Source organism: Pseudomonas sp. FW305-28 (assembly GCF_017351395.1).
GTDB lineage: Bacteria > Pseudomonadota > Gammaproteobacteria > Pseudomonadales > Pseudomonadaceae > Aquipseudomonas > Aquipseudomonas fluorescens_AA.
In genome coordinates this window covers 1-20259 of record NZ_JACNDD010000118.1, presented here as the reverse complement: position 1 = coordinate 20259, position 20259 = coordinate 1, and the positions used below count along the sequence as shown (strand labels likewise).

Sequence of the window (20259 nt, the reverse complement as noted above, 5' to 3'; positions counted from 1 at the left end):
GTGAATCAGGCGACCATGAACCGTCAGGATCCCGCGCCAAACCGATCACGGCTGTTGGTCAGGTGCAACCACATGGCGGCGCGGGCGGCGTCCGGGTCCTGGCGCTTGATCGCGTTGAAGATCGCCTCGTGCTCAAGGTTGGCCAACTGCGCCAGCTTGCTTAGATCGGCCTGGCCGCGCTCGGCCACGTTCACGCGGGTCCTGGGGATCATCGCACTGCCCAGGTGCTGCATGATTTCGACAAAACAGGCGTTGTCCGTGGCTTCGGCGATGAGCAGATGGAAACGCCGATCGGCTTCGACACAGCTGTCGTTGTTGTTGGACAACCGCTGATAGTCATCCAGCGCCTGGCGCATCTGCTGCAACTGGTGTTCGCTGCGGCGCTGGGCCGCCAAGGCGACGGCCTGGGTCTCCAGGCCCAGGCGCAGCTCCAGGATCGCTCGCACTCCCGCGGCGGTGTCGACATTCAGGCGCAACCCTGGCTCGCCGGTTTGCGCCAGCACGAAGGTGCCGATGCCGTGGCGGGTCTCCACCAGCCCCGAAGCCTGCAACTTGGAGATCGCCTCGCGCACCACCGTCCGGCTGACGCCATGGGCCTGCACGATGGCGCCTTCCGATGGCAGCTTCTCACCCGGTTTCAACTGCCCCAGCAAGATGCTCTGGCTCAGCTTCGTCACCAGGTCATGGGCCAGGTTGTGGGTACGCTTGCGCAGGGGCGCGTCGGTGTCTTGCGGCATCGCCGGGGTTCCTTGAAAACAGGCTGACTGATCGTATCACCAGCGGACGCCGGAAATCTCATCGTCAAGCCATCAACTTGTATGACAACACTCAAGATCAGCCCATCCCTGCAAAAATCACCCCTTCAAAAAACGGCTTCACGCAAGCCAGACAGACGCTGGATAAAATCACAATAGCCGGAAAACCCCAACAAATACGGCATAAAAACGCCATTCACCTAATCCAATGATGCTGAAAAACTGCTTGTCATCCAAAAAAATCAAGTTGTATGATGTCTATCAACATCGGCACATGCACGATGCCCCGCATAAAAATAACGAGTGGGAGAAAAACCAGTGAACACATCCAGCCTCAAGGCGAATGCCGGCGCGGATCCGGTGCTGCTGTCGGCCATCGCCAAGGTCAAGCGCCACATCCTGCCGCTGTTCGTCATCATGTTTATCGTCAACTACATCGACCGCGTGAACATCGGCTTCGTGCGTGCCCACATGGAGCACGACCTGGGTATCGGTGCCGCGGCCTATGGCTTTGGTGCCGGGCTGTTCTTCATCGGCTACGCGCTGTTCGAAGTCCCGTCCAACATCCTCCTGCAACGCATCGGCGCCCGCATCTGGCTGACCCGCATCATGCTCACCTGGGGCCTGGTGGCGGCGGCCATGGCCTTCATCCAGAACGAAACCCACTTCTACATCCTGCGCTTTTTGCTGGGCGTGGCCGAAGCCGGATTCTTCCCTGGGGTGATCTACTATTTCACCCGCTGGCTGCCCGGCGTCGAGCGTGGCAAAGCCATCGCCATCTTCCTCAGCGGTTCGGCCATTGCGTCGCTGATCTCCGGCCCGCTGTCGGGGCTGCTGCTGCAAATCAACGGCCTGGGCATGCACGGCTGGCAGTGGATGTACTTCATCGAAGGGATGTTTTCCGTCTGCCTGTGCGTCTTCGTCTGGTTCTGGCTGGACTCCAAGCCCCATGACGCCAAATGGCTGAGCCGTGAAGAACAGGATGTGCTGGTCAAGGCCATCGACGATGAACAGCGGGCACGGGAAGCCGCCTCGCCGATCAAACTGTCCATCGGCCAGTTGCTCAAGGACCGCCAGATCATCCTGTTTTGCCTGATCTACTTCTTCATTCAATTGACGATCTATGCCGCCACGTTCTGGCTGCCGAGCATCATCAAGAAAATGGGCGAACTGAGCGACATTCAGGTCGGACTGTTCAATTCGATCCCGTGGTTGCTGTCGATCGTCGGCATGTACGCCTTCGCCTCGCTGTCGGCCAAGTGGAAATTCCAGCAGGCCTGGGTCGCCACCGCCCTGTTGATCGCGGCAGCCGGGATGTTCATGTCCACCACCGGCGGACCGATTTTCGCCTTCGTCGCCATCTGCTTCGCGGCCCTGGGTTTCAAATCGGCATCGTCGCTGTTCTGGCCGATTCCCCAGGCTTACCTGGACGCCCGGATCGCCGCCGGGGTGATTGCCCTGATCAACTCGGTGGGCAACCTCGGCGGGTTCGTCGCCCCGACCACGTTCGGTCTGCTGGAAGAGCACACCGGCTCGATCCAGGGCGGCCTCTACGGCTTGGCGGCCACCTCGATCATTGCCGCGATCATCGTGTTTGCCGCACGCAACACGCCCAAGCCCAAAGCCGTGACAACAACACCGATCGATCCGGCCGCCAGCCACGTCTGATCATTCGATTGCCAAGGATAAGTACAGATGAGCATTCCAGAAACCAGCAAAGCCCCGATCATCACCAGCATGCAGGTCGTGCCCGTGGCCGGCCATGACGGCATGCTGCTGAACCTCAGCGGCGCCCATGGCCCGTTCTTCACCCGCAACATCGTCATTCTCAAGGACAACGCCGGCCACACCGGCGTGGGCGAAGTGCCCGGCGGCGAGCGCATTCGCCAGACCCTCGAAGACGCCCGCTCGCTGGTGGTCGGCAGCCCCATCGGCACGTACCAGAAGATCCTCAACACGGTACGCAACGCCTTTGCCGACCGCGATGCCGGCGGCCGTGGCCTGCAGACCTTCGACCTGCGCATCACCATCCACGCGGTCACAGGTCTGGAAGCGGCGTTGCTGGATCTACTCGGCCAACACCTGGACGTACCGGTCGCCGCCCTGCTCGGCGAAGGCCAGCAGCGCGACGAAGTGAAGATGCTCGGCTACCTGTTTTACGTCGGTGATCGCCAGCAGACCGACCTGGCCTATCGCAGCGAACCGGACGCCGACAACGACTGGTTCCGCGTGCGCCACGAAAAGGCCCTGGACGCCGACGCCGTGGTCCGCCTGGCCGAAGCGGCCCAGGCCCGCTATGGCTTCCAGGACTTCAAGCTCAAGGGCGGCGTGCTCCAGGGCGACGCAGAAATCGAAGCGGTCACGGCATTGGCCGAACGTTTTCCCCAGGCCCGCATCACCCTGGACCCGAATGGCGCCTGGTCACTCAAGGAAGCGATCCGTTTGTGCCGCGACCAACACAAAGTGCTGGCCTATGCCGAAGACCCTTGCGGTGCCGAGAACGGCTATTCGGGGCGCGAGGTCATGGCCGAGTTCCGCCGCGCCACGGGCCTCAAGACGGCGACCAACATGATCGCCACCGACTGGCGCGAGATGGGTCACGCCATCACCTTGCAGTCGGTGGACATTCCCCTGGCCGACCCGCACTTCTGGACCATGCAGGGTTCGGTGCGGGTGGCGCAGATGTGCAATGAGTGGGGCCTGACCTGGGGCTCGCACTCCAACAACCACTTCGACATTTCCCTGGCGATGTTCACCCACGTGGCCGCCGCGGCACCGGGCGACATCACCGCCATCGACACCCACTGGATCTGGCAGGACGGCCAGCGACTGACCAAAGCGCCCTTGCAGATTCAGGGCGGCTGCGTACAGGTGCCGAAAAAACCGGGGTTGGGGATCGAGCTGGACACCGACCAACTGGCCAAGGCCCATGAGTTGTACAAAGGCATGGGCCTGGGGGCGCGGGACGATGCGGTGGCGATGCAGTTCCTGATTCCGGGCTGGACGTTCAACAACAAGCGGCCGTGCCTGGTTCGTTAAAGCGACCGATATCCCTTGTGGGAGCGAGCTTGCTCGCGATGGCGGTGGGTCAGCCACATTGCTGTCGACTGACACTCCGCTATCGCGAGCAAGCTCGCTCCCACATCTGGATTCATGAGCGCCACAGTCATCATTCGCCTTCAGGTTTTTGTAGAACCTAACCCTCCGGCCGCATGATCAACACCGCCAACGGCGGCAGGTTCAGTTCCAGCGACAGGGCCTGGCCATGGCTGGGCACTGCTTCAGTGAAGGCGCCACCGCCGTTGCCGTAGTTGGAACCGGCGTAGGTGTCGGCGTCGCTGTTGAGCAACTCCACCCAACGCCCGGCGAACGGCACGCCGACCCGGTAGGCCTCGCGCGGCACCGGGGTGAAGTTGGCGACCACCAGCACCGGCTTACCCTCCTTGCTCCAGCGCAGCCAGGCGTAGACGCTGTTGAGCGCATCGTCGCCAATCAGCCACTGGAAGCCCTGCGGCGCGTCATCCTGGTCGTGCAGCGCCGGCTCTTCGCGGTACAGCCGGTTCAGATCGCTCACCAGCTTCTGCACGCCCCGGTGCTCAGGGTATTGCAGCAGGTACCAATCCAACTGCTGGTCGTGGTTCCACTCGCGCCATTGGCCGAACTCACACCCCATGAACAACAGCTTCTTGCCGGGATGGCCCCACATGAAGCTGAGGTAGGCTCTCAGGTTGGCGAATTTCTGCCAGCGGTCACCGGGCATCTTGTCGATCAGCGAGCGTTTGCCATGAACCACTTCGTCGTGGGAAATCGGCAGGACGAAGCGCTCGGACCAGGCATACACCAGGCCGAAGCTCAGTTCGTTATGGTGATGGGCGCGGTACACCGGGTCTTGCTGGATGTAGTGCAGCGAATCGTGCATCCAGCCCATGTTCCACTTGTAGGCAAAACCCAGGCCACCCTGCTGGGTACTCTGGCTGACCCCCGGCCATGCTGTGGACTCTTCGGCGATGACCAGCGCACCGGGGGTTTCCAGCGCCACCACATCGTTGAGGTGCCGGAGGAAATCGATGGCTTCGAGGTTTTCCCGACCGCCGTGGCGGTTGGGCACCCACTCGCCGGCCTTGCGCGAATAGTCGCGGTACAACATCGAGGCCACGGCATCCACCCGCAGGCCGTCGACGTGGAAATGCTTGAGCCAGTGCAACGCCGAAGCCAGCATGAAGCCGTGCACTTCGGTGCGGCCCAGGTTGTAGATCAGCGTGTCCCAATCCTGGTGGAAACCCTCCAGCGGGTTGCCGTATTCGTACAGCGCGGTGCCGTCGAACTGGGCCAGGCCGTGGGTGTCGGTGGGGAAATGCGCCGGCACCCAGTCGAGGATGACACCGATGTTGGCCTGGTGGCAGGCGTTGACGAACGCGGCGAAATCGTCGGGCGATCCGAAGCGTGCCGTTGGCGCGAATTGCGACAGCGGCTGATAGCCCCAGGAGCCGCCGAACGGGTGCTCCATGATCGGCATCAGCTCGATGTGAGTGAAGCCCAGATCCTTGACATACGGAATCAGCCGCTCGGCCATTTCGTGCCAGTTGTATTGCCGGGCTACCTCGCCCGCCTCGTCGATTTCGCACTGCCAGGAGCCGGCATGCAACTCATAGATCGACAATGGCGCGCCCGGTAGCTGGCGTTCGCGACGACTCTGCATCCACTCGTCGTCCTGCCACTCGATCTTCAAGGGCGAGGCGACTTTCGACGCCGTGTCCGGCGGCATTTGCGTGGCCAGCGCCACCGGGTCGGCCTTGAGGGGCAGGATGCCGTGGGCGCCGAGGATTTCATATTTGTAACCTTCACCGGGGCCAAGCCTCGGAATGAAGATCTCCCACACGCCGGATGGATAACGGATGCGCATCGGATGCCGACGCCCGTCCCAGACGTTGAAGTCCCCCACCACCGAGACGCGTCGTGCATTCGGTGCCCACACGGCGAAGCGCACGCCCTCGACACCGTCGACGGTGGTCAGCTGTGCACCGAGGCAGGCACTGAGGTCGCGGTGATTGCCCTCGGCGAACAGGTAGAGGTCCATCTCCCCCAGCAGTGGGCCGAAGCTGTACGGGTCTTCGGCAACCTGCTCGCCGCCGGCCCAACGGGTGCGCAGCAAGTACGCTTGGGCGCGATCGAAATGGCCGACGAATAATCCCGGGGTTTCGGTGGGTTGCAGTTCCCCCAGTTCTTCGCCGCCCTCCCGGGCCAGCACATGCACGCTCAAGGCGCCCGGCAGGTAGGCGCGGATGAACTGGCCACCGGCGCCGTCGCCATGGGGGCCCAGGATGGAAAACGGATCGTGATGTTCGGCGCGCACCAGCGCGTCGATGTCTTGGGGGGCCGGCAGCAAGGACTCCTTGGCCTGCCCCTGGGGTTCTTTGTTCGAGACGCTCATGATTCTCTCCACTAAATCGGTCCGGCTAAGTCGGAAAAGGGTTGCAGCCCACTCAACAACCCGACCAGACCGTGCAACGGCACGGGCAGCCAGGTGGGGCGATTCTCGGCTTCATAGGCCACTTCATAGGCCGCCTTCTCCAGGCCGAACAACGCCAGCGCGGCGTCTTCGCCTTCAGCATCCTTCCACTCATGGGCAAGACTAGCTGCCGCCAGCCGATATGCCTCGACAAATGCCTGGCGGGCCTCTTTCAAATAACGCTCGGCGACCCGTTGCCGCGCCGCATCGGCATCGGCCGTGCTGTCGACGGTATTCAAGTGGATCGCCATGGCCGCCGCATAATCGAAGGAACGCAACACGCCGCTGACGTCCTTGTACGGGCTGTGCTTGCCCCGTCGTTCATGCAATGGCCGCGCCGGCTCACCTTCGAAGTCGATCAGGTAGGCGTCGCCCTTGATCACCAACACTTGGCCCAGATGCAGGTCGCCATGGACGCGGATACGCAAGCCTCCGACGGCCTTGCCGGCCAACGCCTGGACATGGGCCAGGACGGTTTTCTTGTGCTCCAACAAGCGTGCGACCATGGCCTGGTCCGCGGGGTTCAATTGGCCCTGGCTCTGCTTGAGCAGACGCAAGGCGTTTTCCACCTGGCCGGCCACGTCCTTGCCGATGGCCTGGGCTTCCTTGGCGTTGGTGGCCTGCGGCGCGAAGTCCGGATCGTCGGTGGCCTGGGCCAGTACCTGGTGCATTTCTCCCAGGCGCTGGCCGAGCATGCCGGCGAAATCCTTCAGTTCGCCCAAGGCGTTGTAATGCTGCTCCTGCTCGGACACGGCGTCCGCCAGCTCATCGCGCAAGGCGCGTTCAAGGTTGTTCTGGGTCCATTCCCAGGCGTCGCCCTGATTGCTCAGGTAGCCCTGGGCGATCATCAGCAACGCATCTTCGCCGTCGGCATCGCGGCGAACCACCGAACCCAGCAGCGGTGAAATATTGCTGAAACCCGCGGCGGTCAGGTAGGCACTCATTTCCAGTTCCGGGTGCACGCCCGAGGCCACCTTGCGGATCAGCTTGAGTACCAGACTCGCCCCCACCACCACCGAACTGTTGGACTGTTCAGCGGACAGGTAGCGTACCTCTGGCTCGTCTCCCAGGTTCAACGCAGCCAGGCCTTCGGTCGGTTCGAAGCGCAACTCACCTTCGGCAAGTGGCAGCACCGTGGCGGTCTGCATGCTGTGCAGCACGGCGCGCACGAAGCTTTCCAGGCTGAATGCATCGGTGATCAAGCCCACCTGACGCCCCCGACGTACCCGCGACAAGGCCAGTTGCTGCGGCAATGCCGCACCGACCTGGTCTTCGGCGAGCAAGCCGAACGGCAACTGATAGCGCAGGGTCTGGCCGCCACTGGTGACATCGATTTCACTGAGGAGCACGGGGCGCTGCGGATCGCCGAAGCGCACACCATAGACAATGTCGACCTTCTCGATCGCACTGTCCTTGCCGGCGAACCAGCGCCGGTTCTGCAACCAGTTCGGCAGGATGGTTTGCTCCAGCGTGGTGCGCGACGGCGCTTCGAGCAATTCTTCCAGGCGTTTCTTCAGCACCAGGGTGGTGAAGTCCGGCAGGCTCTGGGCCGGTTCCACGTGCCAGCTCGGCATCTGGTTTTCCGCCGCCAGGACGAACCAATAGAAACCGTACGGCGCCAGGGTCAGCAGGAAGTTCAACTGGCCAATGGGTGGGAACGCGTTGCCACCGAGCATCTCCACCGGAACCATGCCGGCGTAGACCGACAGGTCCAGTTCGGCGGCCTGGGCGCTGCGGGACACGTTGGCCACGCACAGGATGATTTCGTGCTTGCCGTCGGGGCCGGTGTATTCGCGGGTGTAGGCCAGGATCCGGCGGTTGCTGGGCGAGAGCATCTTCAGCGTGCCCCGACCAAAGGCCTTGGACTGCTTGCGCACCGCCAGCATCCGTCGGGTCCAGTTGAGCAGTGAGTGTGGGTCGCCGGCCTGGGTCTCGACGTTCACCGACTGGTAACCGTATTGCGGGTCCATGATCGGCGGCAGCACCAGGCTGGCCGGATCGGCGCGGGAGAAGCCGCCGTTACGGTCGATGGACCATTGCATCGGCGTACGCACGCCATCGCGGTCGCCCAGGTAGATGTTGTCGCCCATGCCGATTTCATCACCGTAGTACAACGTCGGCGTGCCGGGCATCGACAACAACAGGCTGTTGAGCAACTCCACGCGCCGACGGTCGCGCTCCATCAACGGCGCCAGGCGCCGGCGAATCCCCAAGTTGATGCGCGCCCGACGGTCGGCCGCGTAGTAGTTCCACAGGTAGTCGCGCTCCTTGTCGGTGACCATCTCCAGGGTCAACTCATCGTGGTTGCGCAGGAAAATCGCCCACTGGCAATTGGCGGGAATCTCCGGGGTCTGGCGCAGGATGTCGGTGATCGGGAAACGGTCTTCCTGGGCCAGTGCCATGTACATGCGCGGCATCAGCGGGAAGTGGAACGCCATGTGGCATTCGTCACCGTTCATCCCTTGGGCGTCGACATCACCGAAGTACAACTGGGTGTCTTCCGGCCACTGGTTGGCTTCGGCCAGTAGCATGCGGTCAGGATAGTTGGCGTCGATTTCGGCACGGATCAGTTTCAGGACGTCATGGGTCTCGGGCAGGTTTTCGTTGTTGGTGCCGTCACGCTCGATCAGGTACGGGATGGCGTCCAGGCGCAGGCCGTCGATGCCCATGTCCAGCCAGTAGCGCATCACCGACAACACGGCCTTGATGACCTGCGGGTTGTCGAAGTTGAGGTCGGGCTGGTGGGAGTAGAACCGGTGCCAGAAGTACTGGCCCGCCACCGGGTCCCAGGTCCAGTTGGACTTTTCGGTGTCGAGGAAGATGATCCGCGTGCCGTCGTACTTATGGTCGTCATCGGACCAGACATAGAAGTCCCGCGCCTTCGAACCCGGCTTGGCCTTGCGCGCGCGCTGGAACCAGGGGTGCTGGTCCGACGTGTGGTTGATGACCAGCTCGGTGATCACCCGCAGGTTGCGCTTGTGGGCTTCGGCAATGAACCGCCGCGCATCGGCCATGGTGCCGTAGTCGGGGCTGATGCCACGGTATTCGGCGATGTCATAACCGTCGTCGCGCCGGGGGGAAGGATAGAACGGCAGCAGCCAGATGGTGTTGACGCCCAGGTCGGCGATGTAGTCGAGTTTCTCGATCAGGCCGGGGAAATCGCCGATCCCGTCGTTATTGGAGTCGAAATAGGATTTAACGTGGACCTGGTAGATCACCGCATCCTTGTACCAGAGCGGATCCTTGATGAAGGTGGCAGACCGGGGTTTCTTCGCCATTTGCAACTCCTGATAATTCATTAAAGCCGCGGGACACAGGCTTGAAAGGTCTTTTTATGGGGTGAGGTCTTTTTGTAGCGAGGGAGCTTGCTCCCGCTGGGCGCCAAGCGCCCCCCCTGAAATCACGGCCGCTTCGCAGCCGAGCGGGAGCAAGCTCCCTCGCCACAACAGCTCTCACTCAACATTGCACCGCGTTACGCCACGCTGATCCGCCAAATCCCGAACGGCTGGTACGCCGGATCAATGCGCATGAACTGGTACTTGCCGTCCCAGGTCCAGCGATGCCCGTTCATCAGGTCCTCGCCCTGGGTCTGGGCGTCGTCGGGCAGGCCCATCTCCCACAGCGGCAATTCGAAACTGGCTTCCTGTGGGTTGTGCGGATCAAGGCTCACCGCCACCAGGATGAAATTGCTGCCGTCGGCGGTGCGCTTGCCGAAATAGAGAATGTTGTCGTTCCACGCGTTGTAGATTTTCAGGCCCAAGTGGGTATGCAGCGCCGGGTTCTGGCGGCGGATGCGGTTGAGCTGGGCGATCTCGGCAATGATGTTGCCCGGCGCGGTGAAGTCGCGAGGACGGATCTCGTATTTCTCCGAATCGAGGTATTCCTCTTTGCCCGGTACCGGGGCCGACTCGCACAGTTCAAAGCCTGAATACATGCCCCACAGACCCGAGCCCATGGTTGCCAGGGCCGCGCGGATCAAGAAGCCCGGGCGCCCCGACTCATGGAGAAAGGCCGGGTTGATGTCTGGCGTGTTGACGAAAAAATTCGGCCGGTAGCACTCACGCCAAGGCGACTCGTTGAGCTCGCTGAAGTAGGTCGCCAGCTCGGCCTTGGTGTTGCGCCAGGTGAAATAGGTATAGCTCTGGGAATAACCGACCTTGCCCAGTCGCGCCATCATGGCCGGGGTGGTGAACGCTTCTGCCAGGAAGATCACTTCGGGGTATTGGGCGCGGACGTCGGCGATCAGCCATTGCCAGAACGGCAGTGGCTTGGTGTGAGGGTTGTCGACGCGGAATATCTTCACGCCTTCCTCGACCCAGCCCACCACGATGTCCCGCAGTTCCACCCACAGGCTGGGAATCGCATCGGCCGCGTAGAAATCGACGTTGACGATGTCCTGGTATTTCTTCGGCGGGTTTTCCGCGTATTTGATCGTGCCGTCCGGTCGCCAGCTGAACCAGCCCGGGTGCTGCTTGAGCCAGGGGTGGTCCTGGGAACACTGGATCGCGAAGTCGAGGGCAATCTCCAGGCCGTGCTGCGCGGCCGCCGCCACCAGGCGCCGGAAATCCTCGCGGCTGCCCAACTGCGGGTGAATGGCCTCGTGCCCGCCCTCCTCGCTGCCGATGGCATAGGGGCTGCCCGGGTCGTCGGGACCGGCGGTGAGGGAATTGTTCGGGCCTTTGCGGAAACTGCGACCGATGGGGTGGATCGGCGGGAAGTACAGCACGTCGAACCCCATGTCCTGGATCACCGCCAGGCGCGAATGCACGTCATTGAACGTGCCATGGCGTTGGGGATCGTCGGTGATCGAGCGGGGAAACAGCTCATACCAACTGGCAAACTCGGACAGCTTGCGCTCCACATCCAACGGGTATTCGGGGCTGATGCTCAAGTAAGGTCGATGATCGGCCAGGGACATCAGGTCGGCACTGCGCGGTGCCAGGAACAGCGCCACCTGCTCCGTCGGCAACAGGCCGGAAAGCTCGTGGTGCAAGGCCGCCAGTTGCTCGCTCAGTTCCCCTGTGCTGCGCTCGACGGCCATTTGCACTTGGTTGCGTCCTTCCTGCAACTCCAGGCTGATCGGCACTCCGGCACCGAATTTCTTCTCCAGTTCGTAGCGAAAACTGGCGAACTGATCGATCCAGGCCTCGATGCAGAAGACATAGCGACCTTGCTCCGGCACGTTGAACTGGCCGCGCCAGCCGTTGTTGCCCAGGTCGCGCATGACCTCGCTGTTCCACACTTCATCCTGCAGCGAACGCCAGCGAATGCGCACCGCCAGCTTGTCGTGACCGTCGGCGAACACTTTACTGGTCACCGTCACGTCCTGCCCGGCCACGGCCTTGGCGGCAAATTGCCCGCCGTCGATCACCGGCATGGTGTTTTCAATCGCGATACGCGGTAACAACAAGGCTTGAGACAACGGCAAATGCGGGTTGTAGACCAGGTCAGACGGGTGTTCAGCAGTCATCGAGCATCGCTCCTTTTACGCCCCATGGACGCGCTTGTGGCGGTAAAGGCCCAACGGGTCCCTGAAAAAAACTCACTTAAACTCCGAACCGGGACGACGGCTAAAAGTTCAGCGGGATTTGCCCTCGATGTATCCGGGATCAAACCCGGTACAGGATGGTCAACAACCATAAGCACGACTCAAGCCATGTGCATTACGGAGATCCGTCCCGATGAATATTCCCATCCCGGCCGAAACACCCGATCCGAACATCGACGACCCCACCTTGCCCCCACCCGGTCCTGATCCGGAACCGATTCCGGAGCAAGACCCACCGCTGACCCCACAACCGCCCAAGGGTGACCCGCCCAGCGAAGCGCCGCCGGAGCGGGTTTGATTCAACGACTCCCTGTGGGAGCGAGCTCGCGATAGCGGAGTGTCAATCAGCATAGTGGCTGGCTGATCCTCCGCCATCATCGGAACGCCGCTCGGAGCGAGCGTGCTCCCACAGGTCTTATGTTCAGGCTGATGGCTTGTCGCCCTTCTCCAGCGCCCGAACAATGACCGGCATTACACTGAAGATCACCAGGGCCAACACTGTACTGAGTAACGCAGTCGCTTCCCGGCCCAGCCCGGCGGCGACGCCAATGGCCGCGGTCATCCACAGGCCGGCGGCGGTGGTCAGGCCTTTGACATGAGCTTCATCGCCGTCGTGGTTTTTCAGGATGGTGCCAGCACCCAGAAAACCGATGCCGGCGACCACCCCTTGTATCACCCGGCTCATGGCGTCGGCCTGGGACCCGGACATCTGTGGCACCAATACGAACAACGCCGCCCCCAGGGCCACGAGCATGTGGGTTCGCACGCCGGCAGCCTTGCCCTTGTGTTCACGCTCGAAACCCAGGATGCCCCCCAACAGCGCAGCCATGACCAGCCGCACCGTAACCCGGGTCATCTGCTGGGCATCGGTGATGTCGGCGAATTCCGCCTGCAGGGTTATCCAGACTTCATGCCACCAGGCTTCCATGGAGCATCCTCTTTCTCATTGGATAAACGATGGACCGCAAGCGAAGCCAGAGGTGCACCCGACCGCTGATCAGCCACAACGAACCCTGGCTTGGCCGCGCGACCTAACGTTCATGACCCCTGAAGGAGGAACACCATGACTGTCCGTATCGATGAGAACCAGACCTGCCATTTCGAAACCCCCGACGGCACCGAACAGCGCCCCGCCAGCGAGCTGACCATCATCACCGACCCGGACAAGGCCATGTCAGTCGTGGAGCTCAATGGCGACCGGTTCTATATCACCGAGGCCGAGGCCGATGCACTGACCGTGGCCGGCGCAGTCGACGGGCGCAAGCACCTGAAGGCCAGCGACAGCGGCTCGGCGATCTGACGCCACCCACCCACTGCGACCTGTACGAACTGCGTAGGAGCTGTCGAGCGAAGCGAGGCTGCGATCTTTCCTCATTGAGTCCAAAGCGAAAGATCAAGATCAAAAGATCGCAGGCTTCGCCAGCTCCTACAGAGCCCAACGGGAGCAAGGTGTTGTTCGCTCGCCCCTCGATGCATCAAAGTGTCGCAGCGCCTGGGCTTCGCGGCATCTGATCCGGTTTTTATCGAAACACCTGAGTCTGTTATGCAAACAGTTCCATGGTCATAGTGCGCCGGCCAGATAGAGGCTGATGAGCGACCGACCATGAGCGATAGAATCCCCGTCCAGTTGATACAGACGTTCGAACCTGCGCCAACGAAGATCAAGGCCAGGACCACCGACAACCTGATCCACACCCGCAGCTTCACCGGCTTGTTCCGCACCTTGCGCATCAGCGGTGCGGGGGTTCTGTTCCTGCTGTTCTTTGGCACGGTGTGGTTGAACTGGGGTGGCCGCCAGGCGGTGCTCTGGGATCTTTCCGAAAGCAAATTCCATATTTTTGGCGCGACCTTCTGGCCCCAGGATTTCATCCTGCTGTCGGCCCTGTTGATCATCGCCGCCTTCGGCCTGTTTGCGATCACCGTGTTTGCCGGTCGCGTGTGGTGTGGCTACACCTGCCCGCAGAGCTCCTGGACATGGCTGTTCATGTGGTGCGAGAAAATCACCGAAGGCGAACGCAACCAGCGGATCAAGCTGCAAGCGGCCCCCTGGGGCCTGAACAAACTGTTGCGCCGCAGCGCCAAGCACACCTTGTGGCTGGCCATCAGCCTGCTCACCGGCCTGACGTTCGTGGGCTACTTCACGCCGATCCGCCCCTTGGCCGAAGAACTGCTGACCCTGCAGATCGGCGGCGTCAGCCTGTTCTGGGTACTGTTTTTCACCGCTGCCACCTACCTCAACGCCGGCTGGCTGCGGGAAGCGGTGTGCATGCACATGTGCCCCTATGCACGCTTTCAGAGCGTGATGTTCGACAAGGACACGTTGACCATCTCCTACGACACGGCCCGTGGCGAAATCCGCGGCCCGCGTAAACGCGAGGTGAAGCCGGCCAATATTGGCCTGGGGGACTGCATCGACTGCCAGATGTGCGTGCAGGTCTGCCCCACCGGCATCGACATCCGCGACGGCTTGCAGATGGAATGCATCGGCTGCGCGGCGTGCATCGACGCCTGCGACTCGATCATGGACAAGATGGGCTACGCCCGCGGGTTGATCAAATACACCTCGGAACATCAATTGCAGGGGGGCAAGACTCACCTGCTCAGACCTCGGCTGATCGGCTATACCGCCGTGCTCCTGGTGATGATCGGCGCGCTGACCCTGGCCCTGGTGCAACGGCCCATGGTGTCGCTGGATGTCAGCAAGGACCGCGGCCTGTTCCGCGAAAACAGCGCAGGCCAGATCGAGAACATCTACAGCCTGAAAATCATCAACAAGACCCAGCAACACCAGGACTATCACCTGTCCCTGGTAGATGGCGACGGCTTCGTCCTCCAGGGCAAGACCCAACTGAGCCTGGCGCCCGGGGAAATCGTCGACGTGCCGGTGTCGGTGGCGATGCTCAGCGAGCGGCCTCGCAGCGGCTCCCAGGAAATGACCTTCAAGGTGGCCGACAGCGATGAACCCGACATCTACAGCCTGGCCAAGAGCCGTTTTGTCGCGCCGATGAATCGTTGAAGCTTTAAGATGCCGGGCGCCCTGTGGGAGCGAGCTTGTGGGAGCGAAGCTTGCTCGCGAAGAACGATGACGCGACCTTACTGTTGATCCGTGTCGCCTGCGTCGCGAGCAAGCTTTGCTCCCACGGGCTCCCTCACAGTTTAAAAAGCGCAAACCATGTGTCACTCAAGACTGGGCCCGCCATGAAACGCTATGAAAAATTCGCCGACGACATCGCTGAACTGATCCGCTCCGGCATGCTGGGGCCCGGCCAGCGCGTGCCCTCGGTGCGTTATGCCAGCCAGACCTACGGCGTCAGCCCGTCCACCGTGTTCCAGGCCTATTACCTGCTGGAGCGACGCGGCCTGATCCGCGCCCGGCCGCGCTCGGGCTATTTCGTCAACACCCATGCGCCGAGCCCGTTTTCCGAACCGGCCATCAGCACCCAGGTGCACGAGTCCACCGAAGTGGACGTCAGCGAACTGGTGTTTTCGGTGCTGGACTCGATCAAGGACCCGGCCACCGTACCGTTCGGCTCGGCGTTCCCCAGCCCGCTGCTGTTTCCGTTGCAGCGCTTGTCGCGCTCGCTGTCCAGCGCCACACGGGACATGGACCCTCGGGTCGTCGTCACCGACATGTCGCCGGGCAACCCGCACCTGCGCCGGCAAATTGCCCTGCGCTACATGGTGGGCGGGTTGATGCTGCCCATGGAGGAACTGCTGGTCACCAACGGCGCCCTCGAAGCCTTGAACCTGTGCCTGCAAGCCGTGACCGAGCCCGGCGACCTGGTGGCGATCGAGGCACCGGCGTTCTACGCCTGCCTGCAAGTGCTGGAACGACTCAAGCTCAAGGCCGTGGAAATCCCCGTCCACCCCCGCGAAGGTATCGACCTGGAGGTATTGGCGCAGACCCTGGAGCGCCATCCGATCAAGGCCTGCTGGTGCATGACCAGTTTCCAGAACCCCATGGGGGCGACCATGCCCGAGGAAAGGAAGCAGGCACTGGTGGAGTTGTTGCGCCGCCACCAGGTGCCGTTGATCGAAGACGACGTGTACGCCGAGCTCTATTACGGCCAACAGGCCCCCAAGCCCGCCAAGGCGTTCGACACCGAAGGATTGGTGATGCATTGCGGTTCGTTCGCCAAGAGCCTGGCGCCGGGCTATCGCATCGGCTGGGTCGCCGCCGGGCGCTATGCGCAGAAGATCGAACGGCTCAAGCTCATGACCTCGCTATGCGCCTCGATGCCGGCCCAGGCCGCCATTGCCGACTACCTGCAACACGGCGGCTACGACCGCCACCTGCGCAAACTGCGCTACGCCCTGGAAGAACAGCAAAGCGCGATGCTGAGCGCCATCGCCCGTTACTTCCCGGCCCAGACCCGGGTCAGTCAGCCAGCGGGCGGTTACTTCCTGTGGCTGGAGCTGCCGGAGCAGATGGACTCGCTGAAACTGTTCCAGATGGCCCTGGCCCAGGGCATCAGCATCGCGCCAGGACCGATCTTCTCAGCGACCCGTCGCTTTCGAAATTGCATCCGCTTGAACTATGGCAGCCCGTGGACGGATGTATCGGAAAAGGCCATGGAGACGCTGGGACGGATCATTCGCTCACTGATAACCAGCCAAGACAATTGAGAAAGACCTGTCAGCTCTGACAGTAGTAGGCTTGTCAGGAAAGACTTAGCGTAGAGATCGCCAACCGAATGAGGGCCACGGGTTGGCAACAATCTACCCTAAGGAGAAGATCATGAAATATTTTCACGATTTCGAGGGCGGTCCAGACGGCTGGAGATTTACCCAAAGTGAAGGAGAAATAGTAAGGGAACCGCGCGGCAATCATTACATCACAGGTAACGAGTATGTGACTGATTACAGCTTGGCCAAGATATTCAAATTGCCATTCGCGGACAATCTTCCAGTCATCGTAAAGTTCGACATCAAAGTCCCCGATGGGGTGACGCTGAAAGAGTTGGCTTGTACAGTCAATAATAATGTTCAGCTACTGGACGTCCCCGCAGGCGATGACCAATGGCATTCTTGCAAGGTGACATTTCCCCCTCCTCCACCTCAAACGTCCGGATTTCCTACCGTTCGTATTACAGCATTCCGAGAAGTTGAAAAGCCTCCACACGGCGTAGGGTTCGATAACATCTACGTCATCCAGGAATAACCCCTGTCCGGCCATTTCAATGCAGGCGTTCTGCATACCGATAACATCCAAGGCAACCCCGCTCCCATAGGCGGTCTGTATTCAAATGTGGGAGCGAGCTTGCTCGCGATGGGGCCAGACCAGACAACCCAGGGCTCAGCGCCCGCCCCCCAGGTCCACAAACGTCCCGGTCGCATACGAAGCCTTGTCCGACAGCAGCCAGATAATCGCCTCGGCGACTTCATCCGGACGCCCGCCCCGGGCCATGGGAATCGCCGATTCCAGTTTGCTGACCCGATCCGGGTCGCCGCTCAGGGCATGGAAGTCGGTGTAGATGTAACCCGGGCGAACCGCGTTGACGCGAATGCCTTCGCCGGCGACTTCCTTGGACAGGCCGACGGTGAACGTGTCCAGGGCGCCCTTGGAGGCCGCGTAGTCGATGTACTCGTTGGGGGAGCCCAGGCGAGCGGCCACGGACGAAACGTTGACGATGCTGCCGCCCTGCCCGCCATGCCGGGGCGACATGCGCAGCACCGCGTGCTTGGCGCAGAGAATCGGACCCAGCACGTTAGTCTTCATAATCTTGAGAATGCGGAATTCGGACATTTCATCGAGCCGGGCTTTCTGGGCAACCGTCCCGGCATTATTCACCAACGCCGTGACACGCCCCAGCTCGGCATCCACCCGGTTGAACAGGCCGATCACTTCGTCCTCGATGCTCACGTCGGCGCGCACGGCAATCGCCTGCGCGCCCTTGGCCCGGACCTGTTCGAGCACCTCCTGCGCGGCGCTTTCATCGGACTGGTAGTTGATGCAGATCCGATAGCCCAACTCGGCAGCCAACAGCGCCGTGGCCGCCCCGATTCCGCGGCCGCCACCGGTGATGACGATGACTTTATCCACGCTTGCTTCTCCCATTCCACGGATAGACGTCCGGCCCAAGGATAGCGTTCACGTCACGCTTTGCACAAACCGCTGCGCTTACCGGGCCAAGGCGCGCAGATCCAGGCGTCCGTCCAACAACGGCGGGCACCAGTAGTAGCCGCCGGTGATCGGTCGACTCATGCGGTACAGGCCGTCGGTGATGCCGTCTTCCAGGCCGCTCATGCGCCGCAATTGGGCCTCGAAGGCATCGAGGGAGAAACCGAACGCCAGGAACATCAGCCCTGCACGGTCGCCTTCGATCCAGGGCATGGACCGACGGACCACGAATGCCTCCGGGGCAAAGCTTTCCTGGGCGGTGCGCTTGACGTGGGCCGATTCCGGCGCGTCGTCGATTTCTTCGTTGTCGCTCAGGCGCCGGCCCATGATGTTGTCGCGCTCATGGGGCTGCATCGCCGCGAAACCGTCCAGGTCGTGTTGCCATTGCTGGATCGCGGCGAAACTGCCACCGCGCACCCCGTCGGCGCCCTGGGCCAGGGCGGCGGCGATGGCCGCTTCGTCGTGGGGGTTCTCGGTGCCATCTTCATAACCGGTCAGGTCATGGCCGGTCATGTGGCGGAAAGTCTCGTTCATCTGCACCAGGCGCAGCGCCGGGGCCAGTGCCGCTTCGATGGCGCGGCTGCGGTGCATCAGCTCGCCGCGGTCTTCACCGTGCAGCCAGCACCACAGGGCATGTTGGGTCGAGGGATTGTCTACGCCTACGCCGGCCAACGCCGGAAAAGCCCGCAGGCCAGCGACCTGGGCGCCCAGCGCGTGGACCAGCGATTCGCCAAAGCCGATCACGGCCCGGCCATCGAGCAACAACAGGAGTTTGTCTAGCGCAGCCGGCAATGCCTCGACCGATTCCAGGGCAAAAAACAAATGACGGGCCTGAGGCGGAACAGGGGTGGCGAGAATGCCGGGCTGGTAGTAACTCATGTGAACTCCTTTAGAAAGAGCCGCGAGTTTACCCGGCGGCTGCCGCTTTGTGTGGTTTGGCTTGAGGTCCGGTCGCGTCGGGCAACCCGAGCGTTTTGTGGGAAGGTTCCCGTGACCCCGTCAGACGACTCAGAAACATCCCCCCGGACCGATAGACTCGGATTGCCGGGCCGCCAAAAACGCCCTAGATTGAGCCCCCTCCAGGAAGGCCAACGAGAACGCTGCACCATGCCAATTGCCAGATCGATACTCGCCGGGATTTTTTTCCTGGTCTGCGGGACGTCCGTAAGCTTTGCCCAGGAGCGCATTGAAGACACGGTCAATGCCGTCATCCAGCCCTTGATGAAACAACAGGACATCGCCGGCATGGCCGTGGCGATCACGTATAACGGTCAACGCCATTATTTCAACTACGGCGTGGCCTCCAAGGACACGAAAAAGCCGGTCACCGACCAGACCCTTTTCGAAATCGGCTCGGTCAGCAAGACCTTCACCGCCACCCTCGGCGCCTATGCCCAGGCCCAGGGCAAACTGTCCCTGGCGGATCCGGCCAGTCGCTTTGCGCCCGAACTGCGCGGCAGCGCCATGGAGGGCACCCGCCTGCTCGACCTTGCCACCTACACCGCCGGCGGCCTGCCCTTGCAGTTTCCCGACGAGGCGGATCATCCGGACCGGATGTTCAGTTACTACAAGAACTGGAAACCGCTCTACCCGGCCGGCACCCAGCGGCTCTATTCAAACCCGAGCATTGGCCTGTTCGGCTACCTGGCGGCCCGCAGCCTGGGACAGCCATTTGACGAGGTGATGGAGCGCACGCTGATGCCAGGGCTGGGCCTCAAGCACAGCTATGTGCGGGTGCCGCAGGATCAGATGGGGCGATACGCCCAAGGCTATGCAAAGGACGGCAAGCCCGTGCGAGTCGGCACCGGCGCACTGGATTCCGAAGCCTACGGGGTCAAGACCAGTTCAACGGACCTGATTCGTTTCGTCGAGGCCAACCTGCGACCTGAAAAACTGGACGCGGACCTGAAGCAAGCCATCGCCACGACGCATACGGGTTTCTACAAGGTTGGCGGAATGAATCAGGGGCTCGGCTGGGAGTTCTACCCCGCCCCGTTCACCTTGGACGACCTGCTCGCTGGCAACACACCGCAGATGGCCCTGGCCCCACAAAAAGTCGAATCTCTCGACCCGCCCCGCCCGGCGCCGGACGGCGCCTGGATCAACAAGACCGGCTCCACCAACGGTTTCGGCGCGTACGCAGCGTTCGTGCCCGGGAAGGACATGGGGATCGTCCTGCTTGCCAACAGGAACTACCCGATCGAGGAACGGGTGAAGGCGGCGCACCGGATCCTGATGGCGCTGGATGGCCAATAAAACGGCCATGAGTCCTAATGCCAGTCAGTCAGAGCCCTGATGCCAGTCAGTCAACCTGTGGGAGCAAAGC

At 61.9% G+C, this 20259-nt stretch carries 15 protein-coding genes; 8 read left to right on the top strand and 7 right to left on the bottom strand.

The genetic code is table 11. The features are described 5' to 3' along the window. Positions 1-23: 23 nt before the first annotated feature. A complete protein-coding gene (locus tag J4E53_RS22940; RefSeq protein WP_060738233.1) occupies positions 24-737 on the bottom strand; it encodes a FadR/GntR family transcriptional regulator in 714 nt (237 codons plus the stop codon). Between the two features lie 336 nt (positions 738-1073). Here J4E53_RS22940 and J4E53_RS22935 point away from each other — a divergent pair, with 336 nt between their 5' ends. Together J4E53_RS22935 and gudD are read left to right on the top strand one after the other, a co-directional pair. Beyond that, positions 1074-2423 (top strand): MFS transporter, encoded by a 1350-nt coding sequence (locus J4E53_RS22935; protein ID WP_103310308.1) that lies wholly within the window; start codon positions 1074-1076, stop codon positions 2421-2423. 27 nt (positions 2424-2450) lie between these two features. Next, positions 2451-3794: a glucarate dehydratase gene (gene gudD, locus J4E53_RS22930; RefSeq protein WP_060738235.1), complete on the top strand. Its 1344-nt coding sequence runs from the start codon at positions 2451-2453 to the stop codon at positions 3792-3794. A gap of 157 nt (positions 3795-3951) precedes the next feature. Here the strand turns inward: gudD and glgB are convergent, their stop codons facing one another. From glgB to J4E53_RS22915, 3 genes are all read right to left on the bottom strand, one after another. Continuing rightward, positions 3952-6186 carry a 1,4-alpha-glucan branching protein GlgB gene (gene glgB, locus J4E53_RS22925; protein WP_103310306.1) on the bottom strand — a complete coding sequence of 745 codons (2235 nt, stop codon included), beginning with the start codon at positions 6184-6186 and terminating at the stop codon, positions 3952-3954. 11 nt (positions 6187-6197) lie between these two features. Further along, a complete protein-coding gene (gene treS, locus J4E53_RS22920; protein ID WP_060738237.1) occupies positions 6198-9542 on the bottom strand; it encodes a maltose alpha-D-glucosyltransferase in 3345 nt (1114 codons plus the stop codon). Positions 9543-9736: 194 nt separating this feature from the next. Continuing rightward, positions 9737-11734, bottom strand: a complete 1998-nt coding sequence (locus J4E53_RS22915; protein WP_103310304.1) for an alpha-1,4-glucan--maltose-1-phosphate maltosyltransferase — start codon at positions 11732-11734, stop codon at positions 9737-9739. Between the two features lie 211 nt (positions 11735-11945). Between J4E53_RS22915 and J4E53_RS22910 the strand changes: the two genes are divergently transcribed. Further along, positions 11946-12110 (top strand): hypothetical protein, encoded by a 165-nt coding sequence (locus J4E53_RS22910; protein ID WP_177431735.1) that lies wholly within the window; start codon positions 11946-11948, stop codon positions 12108-12110. 123 nt (positions 12111-12233) lie between these two features. Here the strand turns inward: J4E53_RS22910 and J4E53_RS22905 are convergent, their stop codons facing one another. Beyond that, positions 12234-12740, bottom strand: coding sequence for an MgtC/SapB family protein (locus J4E53_RS22905; RefSeq protein ID WP_060738239.1), 507 nt, complete (start codon positions 12738-12740; stop codon positions 12234-12236). A gap of 135 nt (positions 12741-12875) precedes the next feature. Between J4E53_RS22905 and J4E53_RS22900 the strand changes: the two genes are divergently transcribed. The 4 genes from J4E53_RS22900 (at position 12876) to J4E53_RS22885 (ending at position 16973) form a co-directional block, all read left to right on the top strand. Continuing rightward, positions 12876-13112: a DUF3203 family protein gene (locus tag J4E53_RS22900; RefSeq protein WP_060738240.1), complete on the top strand. Its 237-nt coding sequence runs from the start codon at positions 12876-12878 to the stop codon at positions 13110-13112. A 303-nt stretch (positions 13113-13415) separates the two neighbouring features. Next, positions 13416-14828, top strand: coding sequence for a cytochrome c oxidase accessory protein CcoG (ccoG, locus tag J4E53_RS22895; RefSeq protein WP_103310303.1), 1413 nt, complete (start codon positions 13416-13418; stop codon positions 14826-14828). Positions 14829-15010: 182 nt separating this feature from the next. Continuing rightward, complete coding sequence (gene mapR / locus J4E53_RS22890; protein ID WP_060738242.1) at positions 15011-16438, top strand: GntR family transcriptional regulator MpaR; 1428 nt, start codon at positions 15011-15013, stop codon at positions 16436-16438. 112 nt (positions 16439-16550) lie between these two features. Further along, on the top strand, positions 16551-16973 hold the full coding sequence (locus J4E53_RS22885; protein WP_103310301.1) for a hypothetical protein: 423 nt from the start codon (positions 16551-16553) through the stop codon (positions 16971-16973). A 135-nt stretch (positions 16974-17108) separates the two neighbouring features. Here J4E53_RS22885 and J4E53_RS22880 read toward each other — a convergent pair whose 3' ends face one another. Both J4E53_RS22880 and J4E53_RS22875 read right to left on the bottom strand, forming a co-directional pair. Then, the gene (locus J4E53_RS22880) at positions 17109-17855 is read right to left on the bottom strand and encodes an SDR family oxidoreductase (RefSeq protein WP_092199200.1); all 747 of its coding nucleotides are present in this window, start codon (positions 17853-17855) and stop codon (positions 17109-17111) included. Positions 17856-17933: 78 nt separating this feature from the next. Next, a complete protein-coding gene (locus J4E53_RS22875; RefSeq protein WP_060738245.1) occupies positions 17934-18812 on the bottom strand; it encodes a Dyp-type peroxidase in 879 nt (292 codons plus the stop codon). Positions 18813-19040: 228 nt separating this feature from the next. Between J4E53_RS22875 and ampC the strand changes: the two genes are divergently transcribed. Beyond that, on the top strand, positions 19041-20189 hold the full coding sequence (gene ampC, locus J4E53_RS22870) for a class C beta-lactamase (RefSeq protein WP_103310299.1): 1149 nt from the start codon (positions 19041-19043) through the stop codon (positions 20187-20189). Positions 20190-20259: the final 70 nt, after the last annotated feature.